Source organism: Ornithinimicrobium sediminis (assembly GCF_021272345.1).
GTDB classification, from domain to species: Bacteria; Actinomycetota; Actinomycetes; order Actinomycetales; family Dermatophilaceae; genus Ornithinicoccus; species Ornithinicoccus sediminis_B.
In genome coordinates, this window is the sequence record NZ_JAJSDQ010000001.1 from 635,135 (window position 1) to 650,825 (window position 15,691).

Consider the following 15,691-nt stretch of genomic DNA (forward strand, 5'->3'; position numbering starts at 1 on the left):
GGGCAGGGGGGTGTCCGTCACGGTGTCAAGGGTAACGAGCCCGGGCTCACCACAAGGACACGCCGTCGACGCTACGCTCCAGGTCGAGCAGCGCCTGCTTGCGCGCCGCCCCGCCCCCGTAGCCCGTGAGCGAGCCGTCTGCGCCGATGACGCGGTGGCAGGGGACGACGATGGAGATCGGGTTGCGCCCGTTGGCCAGGCCGACGGCGCGCGAGGCACCCGGCCTGCCGAGCGCGAGCGCGAGCTGGCCGTAGGACCGGGTGCGGGCGTAGGGGATCTCCTGCAGCGCGGCCCAGACCTGCTGCTGGAAGGCGGTGCCCGTCGGGGCCAGCGGCAGGTCGAAGTCGGTGCGCCGTCCGGCGAAGTACTCCTCCAGCTGGCGGGCGGTGCGCTGCAGCACCTCGGGTGCGTCGCCGGCGTCCACCCGCGGACCCAGGCGGGCGACGTCCGGTGCGTGCCTGTGCTCGACGAAGTAGACGGCCGTCAGCGCGGCACCGTCGGTGACCAGGGTGAGGTCGCCGACCGGGCTGTCGACGACGAGATGGCAGGTGCTCATGACTGCTCCGAGGGTGGGGTCGGGTCGGGCGTCCGCGCAGCCGCGTGGCCGCTGGAGGCCCAGAGGGTCTGGGTGACGTAGGAGCGCCAGGGCCGCCACGCGGCACTGCGCGCGACGAGTGCCCGCACGTCCCCCGGGAGCCCGTGGGCGACCGCGGTGGCACGGACGGCCAGGTCGGTGGCCGGGAAGGCGTCGGGGTCACCGAGACCTCGCAGGGCCACCATCTCCGCGGTCCACGGGCCGATGCCGGGGATGTCGTGCAGCGCGGCCCGCGCCTCGCTCCAGGGGGTGTCCGGGCCCAGCCGCAGGGAGCCGTCCCCGAGCGCGGCCGCCAGGGTCAGCAGCGTGCGCAGGCGGGCGGGCGGCATACCGGGCAGGTCCTCGGTGGGGTGCCCGGCGAGGGCGGCGGGCTCGGGGAAGAGGTGGTCCGGCCCCTCACCCTCGCGCAGGGCCGGCGGCAGCGGGTCGCCGACCCGCTGCACGATGCGCCCGGCCAGCGTGCTCGCGGCCCGGGTGGAGATCTGCTGCCCGAGCACGACCCGCAGCGCCATCTCGGCGGGGTCGACCGTGCCGGGGATGCGCACCCCCGGGCGGGCTCCGACGAGGGGGGCCAGCACCGGGTCGGCGGCCAGGTGCGTGTCGACCGCGACCGGGTCGGCGTCGAGGTCCAGCAGCCTGCGGCAGCGGTGGATGGCTGCCGTGAGGTCACGCAGGTCGAGCAGCGTGAGCGCCGCCAGCACATGCCCCTCGGCGGGGCGCAGGTGGACGCGCCCCGGTGCGTGCGGCAGCCGGAGGGTGCGCTCCAGCCCACCGTCGTGCCACCGCTCGACGTGCGGCACCAGGGTCGCCGCGAGGTGGCCGAAGAGCGAGTCGGCGTGCAGCGGGCTGCGGTGCGGCAGGCGCACGGTCAGGCGGTGGGCGGTGCCGGCCCCCGGACGCCGGGCCCGGCCGTGACCGCGCAGGGCGCTGGGCGTGGTCGCGAAGACGGCCTGCACGGTGTCGTTGAAGGAGCGGATGCTGGAGAAGCCGGCGGCGAAGGCGACGTCGGCCATCGGCAGCGCCGTCGTCTCGATGAGGGTGCGCGCGGTCTGGGCCCGCTGGGCCCGGGCGAGGGCCAGCGGTCCTGCGCCGAGCTCGGCGGTGACCAGACGCTCGACCTGGCGGGGGCTGTAGCCGAGCCGGCGGGCCAGGCCCTCGACCCCTTCGCTGTCGACGACACCGTCGGCGATGAGACGCATCGCCCGCGCGACCAGGTCGCCCCGGGTGTGCCACTGCGGCGACCCCGGTGTGGCGTCGGGGCGGCACCGCTTGCAGGCGCGGAAGCCTGCACCCTGAGCCGCCGCCGCACTCGGGTAGAAGCGCATGTTGCGGGTGTGCGGGGTCATCGCAGGACAGCTCGGCCGGCAGTAGATGCCGGTCGTGACGACCGCGGTGTAGAACCACCCGTCGAAGCGGGGGTCCCGGCTGCGCACGGCGGCGGCGCAGGCCTCGTGGTCGGTGTGCATGCGGCCAGTCTGCCCCGGGACACGACAGGGATCTAGCAGGAATCCGACATGCCCTTCGGGCGGGTCACTCCCTCGGCTGTGCCCTGACCTCGCGACGGCCCCGGAGGACCCCCGCCTCGTACACCGCGAGGAGCACCAGGGTCAGCCCGACGAGAGGCAGGACGAAGAGCAGCATCACCGCGCTGAAGCCCTGCTCGGCGTCGTGCTCCGTGGCGTTGAGGACCAGGTAGGTCGTGTAGGAGGCGTAGAGCAGGACGAACAGCCAGCCCTCCCAGCGGGCGATGACGAACCCCGTGAAGATGACGGGCAGCAGCGCGAGAGCTGTGGCGATCATGAGCGGGATGTCGACCGCCACCGCAGCACTGGGCACGGGCAGACCACCGGCGGCCAGCATGGACGGCAGACCGAGCACGAGACCGATGTTGGCCAGACAGCTGCCGACGGCGTTGCCCACGGCGATGTCGCCCTCACCCCGGCGCACGGCCACGACCGAGGCGACGAGCTCGGGCAGCGACGTGCCCACGGCCACGATCGTGAGACCGACCACGAGACCGCTGACCCCGAGACCGGTCGCGATGGCGACGGCCCCGGTCACGAGCAGCTGCGCCCCGACGACCAGCAGCCCGACCCCCACCAGCACGAGCACGACCATGGTCAGCAGCGACATCCGGGGCCGGTGCCGCTCCTCCTCCTCGCCATCCACACGTCCTTCCCCCTTGTCGCGCCGGCTGACCCACACGGCGATGACGGAGTGGGCGACCCAGGCCGTAAGCAGCAGCAGCCCGTCGAGGGTGCTGATCGTGCCGTCGAGCGACAGCAGCAGCAGACCGATGCTGAGCACACCGAGGAAGGGCACGTCCAGGCGCACGAGCTGGCGCCGGACCGCCAGCGGCAGCACCAGCGCCGACAGGCCCAGGATGAGCAGCACGTTGGCGATGTTGCTGCCGACCACGTTGCCGACCGCCAGGTCGGTCTCCCCTGTCAGCACGGCCCCGGTGGTCACGGCGAGCTCGGGGGCGGAGGTGGCGATCGACACGACGGTGAGGCCGACGACGAGCGGGGAGATGCCGACGCGGGTCGCGAGGTTGGCGGCCCCACGCACCAGCAGCTCGCCGCCGACGACGAGCAGGAGCAGACCGGCGAGGATGCGGCCGACGTCGAGGATGTCCACGCCGCGAGTGTAGGGCTGGGAGGATGACGGGATGGTGGTCGACGCGGAGCCCGTGCCCTGGCAGGACGCCTGGCAGTCGGCGCTCTACGGCCCACAGGGGTTCTACCGCCGTGCCGAGGGCCCCGCCGGGCACTTCGCGACGTCGGCCCAGGGCCTGCCCCACGGCACCGCGCTGCTGGCGCGCGCGGTCGTCACCCTGGCCCGGCGACACGGGCTGACGCACGTCGTCGATGTGGGCGCAGGCCGAGGCGAGCTCGCCTCCGCGGTCGCCGAGCTGCTGCCTGCCCTCCGCGTCACCGCGGTCGACGTGGTCGACCGTCCGCCAGGGGTCGCGCCGTCGGTCGGCTGGGTCCGCTCCCCCGGCGGGGCCGCGCTCCCGGACTCGCTCACCGGTCTCGGCGACGCCCTGGTCCTCGCCCATGAGTGGCTGGACGTCGTCCCGTGCACGGTGGCCACGCGGGAGGACGGGGTATGGCGTGTGCTCACCGTCGAGCCGCGCACCGGCCACGAGAGCGTCGACGGCCCGCCGTCCGCCGACGAGTCCGCCTGGCTGGACCGGTGGGCCGGCCCGTCCGCCCTGCGTGCCGAGGTCGGCATCACCCGCGACCTCGCCTGGGCCGACCTGGTCTCCCGGGTCGACGACGGGCTGGTCCTCGCCGTCGACTACGGGCACACGCTGGCCGACCGACCGCCGGAGGGCACGCTCACCGCATACCGACACGGCGAGCAGGTGGTCCCGGTGCCCGACGGGTCCTGTGACCTCACCGCGCACGTCGCCGTCGACGCGCTGGCCGCGGCGACACCCGGTGCCGGGGTGCGCGTGCTGCGCCAGCGGGAGGTGCTGGAGGACCTGCTCGGCCCGCCCCAGGCCGCCCCGCACGACCTCGCCCGTTCGGACCCCACGGCATACCTGGAGGCGCTGGCGGAGCAGTCGACCCGCAGAGAGCTGGCCGCCCGGGGCGGTCTGGGCGGCTTCTGGTGGGTGCTGGCAGAGCGTGGCACTACCGTGGGGGCGTGAGCGAGAGCGGTCCCACGGGCACGAGGAGCCTCGACGTCAGCATGGGCGCGGCCGGGCTGAGCACCACCGAGATGGTGCTCAACATCGGCCCCCAGCACCCGGCGACGCACGGGGTGCTGCGGCTGCGCATCACGGCCGACGGCGAGCGGATCACCGCCGCGGAGCCGGTGGTGGGCTACATGCACCGCGGGGCCGAGAAGCTCTTCGAGGTGCGCGACTACCGGCAGATCATGGTGCTGGCCAACCGGCACGACTGGCTGTCGGCGTTCAGCAACGAGATCGGGGTGGCGCTCACCGTCGAGGCGCTGCTGGGCATGGAGGTGCCCGAGCGGGCGACCTGGGCCCGCACCCTCCTGGCCGAGCTCAACCGCGTGCTCAACCACCTCATGTTCCTGGGGTCCTACCCCCTGGAGCTCGGTGCGATCACACCGATGTTCTACGCCTTCCGGGAGCGGGAGGAGCTGCAGGCCGTCATGGAGGAGATCTCCGGTGGGCGGATGCACTACATGATCGCCCGAGTCGGGGGCCTGCGCGAGGACATCCCGAATGGCTGGCTCGACCGGGTGGACACGGCGATCGCCGCCGTGAGGCGCCGGCTGCCCGACCTGCAGGCGATGCTCGTGGGCAACGAGATCCTGCAGGCCCGCACCTTCGGTGTCGGGGTGCTGGACGCCGACGTGGCCCGTGCCTTCGGGGTCAGCGGGCCGATCGCCCGGGCCAGCGGGCTCGACGTCGACCTGCGTCGCGACGAGCCCTACCTGGCGTATGCCGAGCTGTTCGCCGAGGGCGGGCCGGGCCGGGTCGTCACCCGCACCGCCGGCGACTGCCACGCCCGGCTCGAGGTGCTGCTGGAGCAGGTCGAGGTCAGCCTGGAGCTGGCCGAGCGCTGCACCGCTGTGCTCCGCGAGCTGCCCCCGGGCCCGATCAACGTCAAGCTGCCCAAGGTGCTGAAGGTCCCCGAGGGTGAGCACTACCAGGCGACCGAGAACCCGCTCGGCTTCAACGGCTACTACCTGGTGAGCCGGGGTGACAAGGTGCCGTGGCGGCTCAAGCTGCGGTCGGCCTCGTTCAACAACGTGCAGGCGCTGGCCCAGCTGCTCCCGGGCACCGTGGTCGCCGACATGGTCGCCATCCTCGGCTCGATGTTCTTCGTGGTCGGCGACGTCGACAAGTAGCCCGGCTCCCCCCACGCGTTGCCAGGGAGATTGCACCCCACCACACCCCGTTGCCAGGGAGATTGCACCCCGCCACACCCCGTTGCCAGGGAGATTGCACCCCGCCACACCCCGTTGCCAGGGAGATCGCCCGATGTCGGCCGGCAAGGACACGTGACCCAGCTGGCCGGGCGATGCCCCGATGGGTCGGCTCGCCGAGGTCAGATGACCTTGTGAGCAGATCACCCCGGCCGACACACCGGAAAACCCCGAGCAACGCGCCGGCGGACACCGGAAAACCCCGAGCAACGCGCCGGCGGACACCGCAAAACCCTCGCAACGGGTCAGCCGTAGGCCAGGTCCCCCGGCTCCGGCGTGCCGTCGTCGTCCTCGTCCTGCGGGGGCAGCCGGCACCACGACTGGGCCACGAACCCGCTCACCGAGACCAGCGCGGCGGCGACCGCGGAGGCGCCGGCCCGCAGCGCCATCCCGCGCACCGAGGCCACGTCCAGGTCCGGCAGGTGGACGACGACGTTCGCGGCATACCAGCCGAGGAGGACGGCACCACCGACGGCACACGCCTGGGCCGCGACGAGCGCACCACGGGCCCACTGCGGGCTGGGCCGGAACGTGCCCTGCCCCTTCACGTAGCGCCGGACCTGCCAGCCGCTCACGAGGACGGCCACCGCGAGGAGCAGCAGCGGCACCAGACCCAGCCACGGCAGCAGCGGGAACTCCCGGCCCCAGGAGCGCCAGAGGGTCAGGCCGACCCACCCCACGACCCCCGAGGCCACCGCGGCCACCACAGCAGCGCCGACCCGGATGCCGTCCGGCTGGGGCGTCGGGGCGCTCATCCGGGCTCCGCCAGGGGACGCACGCCCGCGTCGCCGGTCTCGTCGGCCAGCTCGGCGACCGCCCGGACCTCCTCGCCGACGCGCAGCACCGCCGCAGGGTCGACCTGCGCCCAGGGCACCAGCACGAAGGCGCGCTGGTGGGCACGAGGATGGGGCAGCACCAGCTCGGGGTCCGCGCTCACCAGGTCGGTGCCCTCGGCAGGGTCGCCCCACTGGATGAGGTCGAGGTCCAGGGTCCGGGCTCCCCAGCGCACCTCGCGGGTGCGCCCGAAGTCGGCCTCGATGTCGTGCAGCGCCGCGAGGAGCGAGCCGGCGGTGAGCCGGGTGCGGCCCACGGCGACGGCGTTCACGTAGTCGGGCTGCTGCGGCCCGCCGACCGGGTCGGTGCCGTAGAGCCGCGACAGCCGCACCCTGCGCAGGCCCCGCACGCGCTGCAGCCGCCGCCCGGCCTGCTGCACGGTGCGCACCGGGTCCTCCAGGTTGGCACCCAGCGCGATGACGACGGGCACGTCACGGGTGCGGCGGATGCTGACCGCGACGTCGCCGAACGGCACCCCCACGGGCGCCTGCGGCTTGTGCACGGTGACGGACACGGTCTCCACCAGCGGCTGGGTGGCGAGCACGCGGTCGGCGACCAGGCCGGCGACCTTCTCGATGAGGTCGCACGGGGGCCCTTCGACGACCTCGACGACCGTGGCCGCCACCTCGCCGTAGTGCACGGTGCGGTGCAGCGCGTCGGTGGCGGCGGCCGGGCCGAGGTCGAGACCCATCTCGACGTCGACGACGAACTCCTGGCCCTCCCGCCGCTCGACGTCGAACACCCCGTGATAGCCGTATGCCGTCACGCCGCGCAGCGTGACGAGGTCGCCCTGCGAGCTCTCAGGTCCGCGCACGCTGCACCATCTCCCACACGGCGAGGGCGTCCCGGGTGGCAGCGACGTCATGGACGCGCACCGCCCAGGCCCCGGCCTGGGCGGCGAGCAGGGAGGTCGCAGCCGTCGCGAGGTCACGGTCGGCCGGGGGCCGGGGTTCGGCGGCCTCGTCGACGGCGGCACCCGGGCGCGCAGGCAGCCTGCCCAGGAAGCGCTTGCGCGACGTGCCCACCAGCACCGGGTGACCCAGGGCTGTCACGGCGTCCAGGTGGGCCAGCAGCCGCCAGTTGTGCCCCGCGTCCTTGGCGAAGCCGAAACCCGGGTCGAGGACGAGCTGCGCCGCCGGCACCCCGTCGGCCACGAGGGCGGCCACCCGTGCACGCAGGGCACCCACCACCTCGGCCACCACGTCGTCGTAGGTCGCGCGCTCGTCCATGGTGTCGGAGTGTCCGCGCCAGTGCATGACGACGTAGGGCACCCCGGCGGTGGCCATCAGGGCGGGCATGCCGGGGTCGGCGAGCCCGCCGGACACGTCGTTGACGACGGCGGCACCTGCCTCCAGGCACTCCCGGGCGATGTCGGCCTTCATGGTGTCGACCGAGACCCGGACCCCCTGCGCCGCGAGCCCGCGGACCACGGGCAGCACCCGGCGGGCCTCCTCCCGGGCGCTGATGCGGGAGGCGCCTGGCCGGGTGGACTCTCCGCCGACGTCGACGATGTCGGCCCCCTGCTCGACGAGCCCGAGCCCGTGCTCGACGGCACGCTGGGGCTGCACCCACTCGCCCCCGTCGCTGAACGAGTCCGGGGTCACGTTGAGCACCCCGACGATGCGGGTCACGGGCGCGCTCACCCGCGGTGGGCGAGCACCAGGCTCATGGCCTCGGCACGGGTCGCCGGCTGCCGCAGCTGGCCCCGGACGGCGGAGGTGATGGTGCGGGCGCCGGGGCGGCGGATGCCGCGCATCGACATGCACAGGTGCTCGGCCTCGATGACGACGATGACCCCGCGGGGGCTGAGCTGCTCCTCCAGCGCGTCGGCGACCTGCGAGGTCAGCCTCTCCTGCACCTGAGGGCGGCGGGCGAACACGTCGACCAGCCGGGCGAGCTTGGACAGGCCGGTCACGCGCCCGTCCCGTCCGGGGATGTAGCCGACGTGGGCCACGCCGTGGAAGGGCACCAGGTGGTGCTCGCACACACTGTAGAGGTCGATGTCGCGCACCAGGATGAGCTCCTCGTGGTCGACGTCGAAGGTGGTCGTCAGGACATCCTCGGGCACCTGGGCCAGCCCGGAGAAGATCTCGGCGTAGGCCCGGGCCACCCGCGCCGGGGTGTCGAGCAGCCCGTCGCGGTCGGGGTCCTCGCCCACCGCGACGAGGATCTCGCGGACGGCCGCCTCGATCCGGGCGTGGTCGACCGGTGTGCGCAGCGGCAGGTCGGTGTCGTCGACGTCCGCGTGGTCAGTGGTGTCCAGGATCGACATGGCCGCCCTCTGGGATCTCGATGACCTTGGTCGGGGGGTGGGTCTGCTCGTCGTGGCTCGGGTGGTGCCCGTTGGACATCGACCGGCGCTCCGCCTCGGTGAGCACCGGGCCGCGCTCGTGCACCGTGCGCTGGTCGCTGGAGAGCCACACGGGGCGCTGCGGGCGCTTCACGACGTCGGCGAACAGGGCCGCGAGCTCCTCGGTGTTCAGCGTCTCCCGCTCGAGGAGCTCCAGGACGAGGCGGTCGAGCAGGTCACGGTTCTCGTTGAGGGCGTGCCAGGCCTCGTCGTGAGCGGCCTCGATGAGGCGCCGGACCTCCTGGTCGACGACCCCGGCGAGGTTCTCCGAGTAGTCGCGCTCGTGCCCCATGTCGCGTCCGAGGAAGACCTCCCCGCCGCCGGAGCCGAGCTTGACCGCGCCGATGCGCTCGCTCATGCCGAACTGGGTGACCATCTTGCGCGCCAGCCCGGTGGCCTTCTCGATGTCGTTGGACGCCCCGGTGGTCGGGTCGTGGAAGATGATCTCCTCGGCCACCCGGCCGCCCAGGGCGTAGGCCAGCTGGTCGAGAAGCTCGTTGCGGGTGGTCGAGTACTTGTCGTCGGCCGGCAGCACCATGGTGTAGCCGAGGGCGCGGCCGCGGGGCAGGATCGTGATCTTGGTGACCGGCTCGGTGTGCCGCATGGCCGCCGCGACGATGGCGTGACCGCCCTCGTGGTAGGCGGTGATCTTCTTCTCCTTGGCACTCATCACCCGGCTGCGCTTCTGCGGCCCGGCGATGACACGGTCGATCGCCTCGTCGAGGTGGTGGTCGGTGATGACCTTCTCCTCCTTGCGCGCAGCGAGGAGGGCCGCCTCGTTGAGCACGTTGGCCAGGTCGGCACCGGAGAAGCCGGGGGTCCGGCGGGCGACGGCGAGCAGGTCGACCTCGCCCATCGGCTTGCCCTTGCCGTGCACCTGCAGGATGTGGTGACGCCCGATCATGTCGGGCGCCTCCACGGCGATCTGCCGGTCGAAGCGGCCGGGGCGCAGCAGCGCGGGGTCGAGGATGTCGGGACGGTTGGTCGCCGCGATGAGGATGACGTTGGTCGTGACGTCGAAGCCGTCCATCTCGACGAGCAGCTGGTTCAGCGTCTGCTCGCGCTCGTCGTGCCCGCCTCCCAGGCCGGCACCACGGTGGCGCCCGACCGCGTCGATCTCGTCGACGAAGATGATGGCCGGCGCGTTCTCCTTGGCGTTCTCGAAGAGGTCACGGACGCGGGAGGCACCCACACCGACGAACATCTCGACGAAGTCCGAGCCGGAGATCGTGTAGAACGGCACGCCCGCCTCGCCGGCGACGGCCCTCGCCAGCAGCGTCTTGCCGGTGCCGGGCGGGCCGTAGAGCAGCACACCCTTGGGGATCTTGGCGCCGACGTCGAGGAACTTGCGGGGCTCGGCGAGGAACTCCTTGATCTCGTGCAGCTCCTCCACCGCCTCGTCGGCACCGGCGACGTCGGCGAAGGTGACCTTGGGCATGTCCGGCGAGGCGAGCTTGGCCTTGGACTTGCCGAACTGCATGACGCCTCGGCCGCCCCCCTGCATCCGCGTCAGCAGGAAGAGGAACAGACCCAGGATCAGCAGCAGCGGGATGATCGTGAAGAGCAGCGAGACGAACCAGTTCTGTCGCGCCGGGTCGTCGGTGAAGCCCTCGCTCGGCGGGTGCTGCTCCAGCGTCTCCACGATGACGGGACCGCGGCTCTCGACGTAGAACGCCTGCACCTCGCTGAGGTCCTCGACCTCGTCGTTGGAGAAGGTCTCATCCTCCTTGAGGGTCAGGTCCATCCGGTCCGGGGTCAGCGTCACGGACGCGACCCGCTCGTCGGTGATGAGCTCCATCGCCTCGGAGGTCTCGATCCGGGTGTAGGCGCTGGGGCTGGCCAGGGCATACCACAGCAGCCCCAGGCCGAGGATCATCATGACCCACACCCACGGACTGCGAGTCTGCTTCTTCTTGCTCATCGGCGTCCGGGGCCGGTGCCCCGCTCCTCCTGGTCCGTTCTGTCAACAGTAGCGGTCGGCCGGAGCCCGGCGACCTGCTCGCCACAACGTGTGGCGGTCGCCCAGTGTTCCAGACGCTCAGGTGTACATGTGCGGCGCAAGCACTCCGACGACGCGCAGGTTGCGGTAGGCCTCGGCGAAGTCGAGGCCGTAGCCGACCACGAACTCGGTGGGGATGTCGAACCCGACGTAGCGCACGTCGATCTCGACCTTGGCCGCCTCCGGCTTGCGCAGCAGCGTGCAGATCTCGACCGAGGCGGGGCTGCGGGAGAGCAGGTTGGTGCGGATCCACGACAGGGTCAGACCCGAGTCGATGATGTCCTCCACGATCAGCACGTGCCGGTCGGTGATGTCGGTGTCGAGGTCCTTGAGGATCCGCACGACACCGGAGGACTTGGTGCCCGACCCGTAGGAGGACACCGCCATCCAGTCCATCTCGGCCGAGCCCGGCAGCGCCCGCATCAGGTCGGCCATCACGACGACGGCGCCCTTGAGCACCCCCACGAGCAGCACGTTCTTGTCGTGGTAGTCGGCCCAGATCTCCTGGCCGAGCTCGCCCAGGCGGGCCTGGATCTCCTGCTCGGTCAGCAGCACCTTGGCCAGGTCTGCTCCCATGTGCTCGGCGTCCACGCGTCCTCCAGTGTCGTCAGGTGCTCGGGTCGGTGATCTGCGCCCCCGGGGTGGGTGCCATTCAACTAGCCCCGGGCCGCTGGAGCCACACGCGGCCCTGGCTCCGGAGGGCACGGACACCCCCCGGCAGGTCGATCGGGCCCTGGCCGTGCCAGTGCTCGAGCAGGTCGTCCAGCGCCAGCAGGTGGGTGGCGCCCAGCGCGCCGGCAGGCACCCCGTGCTCGATCGCCAGCCGGCGCCACAGCCGTCGGCGCACGGCGGGCGGGTGCTCACGCAGCTGGTCCACCATCCAGGGCTGCTCCCCCAGCCGTCGGTATGCCGTGGAGCAGAGGTCGTCGAGCACGCTCGCGTCGTCGCGGAGCAGGTCGGCGCTGCGCGCCAGGGCTGCCGACACTCCCGGCCCCAGCTGCTCCTCGAGCACCGGGAGCAGACGCCGCACCCGCACGCGGGTGTAGCGGAGCTCGTCGTTGTGCGGGTCGGCCCACGGTGTGAGACCGAGGTCGGCGCAGGCTGCAGCGGTGACGGCCCGGGAGACCCCCAGCAGCGGGCGCAGGAGCAGCACCGACGGGTCACCGTGCGGACGGGCGGGGGGCATCCCCGACAGCGAGGTGGTGCCGGAGCCCCGCACGAGGCCCAGCAGCACCTGCTCGGCCTGGTCGTCGAGCGTGTGCCCGAGCAGCACCGCGCTCGCGCCATGGCCGTGGGCGGCAGCGGTCAGCGCGGCCAGCCGTGCGGTGCGCGCAGCGCCCTCGGGGCCGGTGCCGGCATGGCGCACGTCGACCGGCACCACCTCCACCGGTGACAGGCCGAGCCGTCGGCAGGCCGCCGCTGCAGCCGCGGCGGTCTCGTGCGATCCGAGCTGCAGGCCGTGGTCCACCACGACGGCCCCGGCCCGACCACCTCCCCTCGGCACGACGAAGGCAGCTGCGGCTGCGAGCGCGAGGGAGTCGACCCCGCCGCTGCAGCCGACCACCACGTCGGCGCCCAGCAGGCCGTGCTGCTCCAGCGCGCGGCGCAGCGCCACCCGCACGGCGGCGACGGCAGGCGGTGGGCCGGGCACGTCGGCTCAGCCGTGCACGCGGCGCACCCAGGCGCCGGGGTCGGGGATCTCGAGGGCACGCGGCAGGGTCTCCGGGGAGGTCCAGACACGGTTGAAGCCGTCCAGGCCGACCTCGTCGATGACCGCCCGCACGAAGACGGCGCCGTCGCGGTACTGCCGCATCTTGGCCTCCATGCCCAGCAGGCGTCGCAGCAGGACGTCGACCGCCCCGGCGCCCTTGCGGCGCTGCGTGAAGCGTTCCCGGATGAGGGCCACCGTGGGGATCACCTCCGGCCCGACCTCGTCCATCACCACGTCGGCGTGCCCTTCCAGCAAGGACATCACGGCCGTGATCGCCGCGATCTGCTCCCGCTGCTCCGGTGTCGCCAGCAGCTGCGTGATGTCGGTCTCGCCGCGGAGCACGCCCGGAAGGCCGGTGACGACGGTCTGCAGCTGCTGCCCGAGCGCGTCACCCTCGGGGACGAGGCGCGAGCCCAGGCTCCGCGCGGCCTGCACGATGTGGTCGCGCAGCCAGGGCACGGCGGTGAACTGCACCCGGTGGGTCTCCTCGTGCAGACAGACCCACAGCCGGAAGTCGTGCTCGTCGACCTCGAGCTCACGCTCGGCCGACATGATGTTGGGGGCCACGAGCAGCAGGCGCGGGGTGCCCTGGGGTGCCAGGTCGTACTGCCCCAGCACCTTGGTGCTGACCCAGGACAGCATGCCCGCGACCTCGGTGCCGGTCAGCGCGCCGCCCACCTTCTGCAGTGCCACCGGGGCGTCCTTGCCGGCCACGCGCCCCCGCTCACGGTCGACCCGGCGGTGCCGCTCGACCACCTCGTCCAGCACCGGCCCGAGCATGCCCTGCAGGGAGGCGACGTTGGTCTCGATCCACCGGGGACGGTCCACGACCAGGGGCCGGGGGGCGCCGGCGGGGGCCCGCAGGCCGCTGGTCTGCGCGACCGGCTCCACAGCGCGGGAGGCCGCCTGGCGCAGCTCGGCCACCAGGTCTCGGATCTCCTCCTGGGATGCCTTGGGCCCGGCGGGCACGATGCGCCGGGCCGCCTTCGCCGCGAAGTCCCAGTCCACGTAGTCGCGGCCCGCGCGACCACCCGGTGCATCGCTGGTGCCGGCCGTGCGGGCGTCGTGGGTCGTCATGGTGCCAACGTAACCCGCGCCCTGGGGCTCAGCACCCACAGGCAGCGAGATCGGAGACCAGTGCGTCGACGACGGCGCGCGCCTCCAGCGCCTGGCCGTCGGGCCCGATGTCGGTGGCCGAGACCGCGAAGGCCAGCAACCGGTCGTCCGCGGTCACCACCGTGCCGGCCAGCGAGGTGGTGCCGGGCAGTGACCCGGTCTTGGCCCGCACCACGCCCACGCCGTCGGTGGCGTCGTCGAGGGCGAACCGGTCCCACAGGGTGCCGGTGTAGCCCGCGACCGGGAGCCGGGCCAGCACCGACTGCAGCCCGGGCCGCGAGCCGTCGGCACCCGCGGTCACGACCTCTGCCACCAGGCGCATGGGCAGCTCCGTGCCGTCGGAGAGCCCGGAGGTGTCCGCGAGCACCGCATCGGTGGTGTCGAGGCCGTATGCCGTGCGCAGCGTGCTCAGCACCCAGTCGTTCACCGACTCCTGGTCGGCGTCAGCGCCGTCCCGGACCGCGGCCTGCCGCGCGAGCTGCTCGACCATCGCGTTGTCGCTGCTGGCCAGCGCGAGACCCAGCACGTCACGCAGGGGCGCGGAGCGCACCTCGGCCAGCACCTCGGCGTCATCGGCCACCGGGTCGGTGCGCACCACGTCGGACTCGTCGACCTCGACCCCGGCCTCGACCAGGGCGTCCCGGAAGGCCTCGGCGGCGACCAGCGGCGGGTCGGCCGGCGAGGGGTCGAAGGGCACGGCCCGGTCCTGCTGGAGGCCCAGCATCGTGACGCGCCCGGCATACCCCGTGTCGACCCAGTAGTCCGTCCACCCCGGAGCGACGTCCGCCCCCTCGGCATACGCCGTGTCGAGCAGCACCCGCACCGGACCCGCGGCAGTGGCCTCGGCCCCGTCGGTCTCCTCGGCCCGGGACGCGTCGGCCAGGGCTGCGGCGGTCTGCTCGGCGAGGTCGGCCAGGCCGGCACGGCCGACGACGGCGTCCGGGTCGCCGGCACCGGACCGGAGCAGCAGGTCGCCCCCGGCGACGAGCACGACCTCCCCGGGGCGGGCGCCCGCGACGACCCGGGTCGGGAAGGTCTCCTCAGGGTCCACCGTCACGGTCACCGCGGCCGCGGTGAGCAGCTTGACGGTGGAGGCCGGTGTCAGCGCGGTGTCGCCACGCAGGTCGACCAGCACCTGTCCGGACTGCACGTCCTGCACCACCAGCGAGCGCCGGGACTCCCGGCCGAGCCACCGGGAGTCCCAGGCGTCATCCACGGCGGCCAGGACCCCCTCGGAGGTCGGCAGAGCGCCCTGCTGCACGGGGTCCAGCGCGGGACGGGCACCCGCAGGCACCGGACGCACGGCGGCCTGTGCGGACAGGATGCTCTCCGGTGGCGCGTCGTCCTGGGTCCCGGTGCCGGTCGCCAGCGAGGGCCCACCGGCGAGGACGAGCGCCAGACCCAGGCCGGCGACGGTCCTGCCCGCGGAGATGCGCGCGCGCGACATACGTCCTCCTCTCGGGCCGGGCGGGGGTGCGGAGTGGGCCACTCTACGACCGTCGCCTGCAGGCGAGGTCGAGGTCCGTCGCACCCGCGACCTGCCGAAGTGTGAGATTCTGCGACTCAGCAGACAGACCACCACACCGTGTGAAGGGGCAGGGCCGACATGCACTTCGACGTCACCATCGAGATCCCGATGGGCAGCCGCAACAAGTACGAGGTGGACCACGCCACCGGCCGCATCCGCCTCGACCGGATGCTCTTCACCTCCACGCGCTACCCGGCCGACTACGGCTACATCGAGGACACGCTGGGCGAGGACGGTGACCCGCTGGACGCGCTGGTCCTGCTCGACGAGCCGACCTGGCCGGGGTGCCTGGTGGCTGCCCGCCCCATCGGCATGTTCCACATGCGTGACGAGGCCGGTGGCGACGACAAGATCATCTGCGTGCCCGCCGACGACCCCCGCAAGGGCAGCATCCGCGAGCTGGAGCACATCAGCGACCACACCCGGCTGGAGATCCAGCACTTCTTCGAGGTCTACAAGGACCTCGAGCCCGGCAAGTCCGTCGAGGGCGCCCACTGGGGCGGCCGTGCCGACGCCGAGCAGTGCTACCACGAGGCCATCGACCGCGCGACGCGCGAGGGCGTGAGCACGAAGCGCTGGCCCGGCCCGCACTGACCGCCCCGGGCCACCCGGGCAGCCCGCCGGCGAGCGGGCTCCCGGACGGCCAACCA

15 protein-coding genes are annotated in these 15,691 nt (G+C 73.2%); 3 read left to right on the forward strand and 12 right to left on the reverse strand.

Features of this window, described 5'->3' with window-relative positions:
• Nucleotides 1-46 precede the first annotated feature (46 nt).
• From LVO85_RS02925 to LVO85_RS02935, 3 genes are all read right to left on the reverse strand, one after another.
• Nucleotides 47-556 (reverse strand): methylated-DNA--[protein]-cysteine S-methyltransferase, encoded by a 510-nt coding sequence (locus LVO85_RS02925; protein WP_232745888.1) that lies wholly within the window; start codon nt 554-556, stop codon nt 47-49.
• Nucleotides 553-2,061, reverse strand: coding sequence for an AlkA N-terminal domain-containing protein (locus tag LVO85_RS02930; protein WP_232745889.1), 1,509 nt, complete (start codon nt 2,059-2,061; stop codon nt 553-555). The genes LVO85_RS02925 and LVO85_RS02930 overlap by 4 nt, the downstream gene beginning before the upstream one ends.
• 64 nt (nt 2,062-2,125) lie before the next feature.
• The gene (locus tag LVO85_RS02935; protein ID WP_232745890.1) at nt 2,126-3,232 is read right to left on the reverse strand and encodes a calcium/sodium antiporter; all 1,107 of its coding nucleotides are present in this window, start codon (nt 3,230-3,232) and stop codon (nt 2,126-2,128) included.
• A gap of 31 nt (nt 3,233-3,263) precedes the next feature.
• Between LVO85_RS02935 and LVO85_RS02940 the strand changes: the two genes are divergently transcribed.
• Complete coding sequence (locus LVO85_RS02940; protein WP_232745891.1) at nt 3,264-4,250, forward strand: SAM-dependent methyltransferase; 987 nt, start codon at nt 3,264-3,266, stop codon at nt 4,248-4,250.
• A 41-nt stretch (nt 4,251-4,291) separates the two neighbouring features.
• Entirely contained in the window at nt 4,292-5,425 is a 1,134-nt protein-coding gene (locus LVO85_RS02945; protein ID WP_232746185.1) for an NADH-quinone oxidoreductase subunit D, read from the forward strand.
• Between the two features lie 323 nt (nt 5,426-5,748).
• Here LVO85_RS02945 and LVO85_RS02950 read toward each other — a convergent pair whose 3' ends face one another.
• The 9 genes from LVO85_RS02950 to LVO85_RS02990 form a co-directional block, all read right to left on the reverse strand.
• The gene (locus LVO85_RS02950; protein ID WP_232745892.1) at nt 5,749-6,258 is read right to left on the reverse strand and encodes a DUF3180 domain-containing protein; all 510 of its coding nucleotides are present in this window, start codon (nt 6,256-6,258) and stop codon (nt 5,749-5,751) included.
• A complete protein-coding gene (gene folK, locus LVO85_RS02955) occupies nt 6,255-7,151 on the reverse strand; it encodes a 2-amino-4-hydroxy-6-hydroxymethyldihydropteridine diphosphokinase (RefSeq protein ID WP_232745893.1) in 897 nt (298 codons plus the stop codon). The genes LVO85_RS02950 and folK overlap by 4 nt, the downstream gene beginning before the upstream one ends.
• The gene (gene folP / locus LVO85_RS02960) at nt 7,138-7,968 is read right to left on the reverse strand and encodes a dihydropteroate synthase (protein ID WP_232745894.1); all 831 of its coding nucleotides are present in this window, start codon (nt 7,966-7,968) and stop codon (nt 7,138-7,140) included. Before folP ends, folK begins: the two co-directional genes overlap by 14 nt.
• A gap of 8 nt (nt 7,969-7,976) precedes the next feature.
• Complete coding sequence (folE, locus tag LVO85_RS02965; RefSeq protein WP_232745895.1) at nt 7,977-8,609, reverse strand: GTP cyclohydrolase I FolE; 633 nt, start codon at nt 8,607-8,609, stop codon at nt 7,977-7,979.
• Nucleotides 8,587-10,608, reverse strand: coding sequence for an ATP-dependent zinc metalloprotease FtsH (gene ftsH, locus LVO85_RS02970; RefSeq protein WP_232745896.1), 2,022 nt, complete (start codon nt 10,606-10,608; stop codon nt 8,587-8,589). The genes folE and ftsH overlap by 23 nt, the downstream gene beginning before the upstream one ends.
• Before the next feature lie 117 nt (nt 10,609-10,725).
• Entirely contained in the window at nt 10,726-11,277 is a 552-nt protein-coding gene (hpt, locus tag LVO85_RS02975) for a hypoxanthine phosphoribosyltransferase (protein WP_232745897.1), read from the reverse strand.
• A 61-nt stretch (nt 11,278-11,338) separates the two neighbouring features.
• The gene (tilS, locus tag LVO85_RS02980; protein ID WP_232745898.1) at nt 11,339-12,337 is read right to left on the reverse strand and encodes a tRNA lysidine(34) synthetase TilS; all 999 of its coding nucleotides are present in this window, start codon (nt 12,335-12,337) and stop codon (nt 11,339-11,341) included.
• Between the two features lie 6 nt (nt 12,338-12,343).
• On the reverse strand, nt 12,344-13,474 hold the full coding sequence (locus tag LVO85_RS02985; protein ID WP_232745899.1) for a zinc-dependent metalloprotease: 1,131 nt from the start codon (nt 13,472-13,474) through the stop codon (nt 12,344-12,346).
• Nucleotides 13,475-13,502: 28 nt separating this feature from the next.
• Nucleotides 13,503-14,960, reverse strand: coding sequence for a D-alanyl-D-alanine carboxypeptidase/D-alanyl-D-alanine-endopeptidase (locus tag LVO85_RS02990; RefSeq protein ID WP_232745900.1), 1,458 nt, complete (start codon nt 14,958-14,960; stop codon nt 13,503-13,505).
• A gap of 159 nt (nt 14,961-15,119) precedes the next feature.
• Between LVO85_RS02990 and LVO85_RS02995 the strand changes: the two genes are divergently transcribed.
• Nucleotides 15,120-15,635 (forward strand): inorganic diphosphatase, encoded by a 516-nt coding sequence (locus LVO85_RS02995; RefSeq protein WP_232745901.1) that lies wholly within the window; start codon nt 15,120-15,122, stop codon nt 15,633-15,635.
• Nucleotides 15,636-15,691: the final 56 nt, after the last annotated feature.

Coding starts and splice junctions, on each gene's coding strand:
- LVO85_RS02990 (WP_232745900.1), bottom strand. CDS start 14,960: ATGTCGCGCGCGCGCATCTCCGCGGGCAGGACCGTCGCCGGCCTGGGT.
- LVO85_RS02950 (WP_232745892.1), bottom strand. CDS start 6,258: ATGAGCGCCCCGACGCCCCAGCCGGACGGCATCCGGGTCGGCGCTGCT.
- LVO85_RS02940 (WP_232745891.1), top strand. CDS start 3,264: ATGGTGGTCGACGCGGAGCCCGTGCCCTGGCAGGACGCCTGGCAGTCG.
- LVO85_RS02995 (WP_232745901.1), top strand. CDS start 15,120: ATGCACTTCGACGTCACCATCGAGATCCCGATGGGCAGCCGCAACAAG.
- LVO85_RS02945 (WP_232746185.1), top strand. CDS start 4,292: ATGGGCGCGGCCGGGCTGAGCACCACCGAGATGGTGCTCAACATCGGC.
- folE (WP_232745895.1), bottom strand. CDS start 8,609: ATGTCGATCCTGGACACCACTGACCACGCGGACGTCGACGACACCGAC.
- LVO85_RS02930 (WP_232745889.1), bottom strand. CDS start 2,061: ATGCACACCGACCACGAGGCCTGCGCCGCCGCCGTGCGCAGCCGGGAC.
- ftsH (WP_232745896.1), bottom strand. CDS start 10,608: ATGAGCAAGAAGAAGCAGACTCGCAGTCCGTGGGTGTGGGTCATGATG.
- LVO85_RS02985 (WP_232745899.1), bottom strand. CDS start 13,474: ATGACGACCCACGACGCCCGCACGGCCGGCACCAGCGATGCACCGGGT.
- LVO85_RS02925 (WP_232745888.1), bottom strand. CDS start 556: ATGAGCACCTGCCATCTCGTCGTCGACAGCCCGGTCGGCGACCTCACC.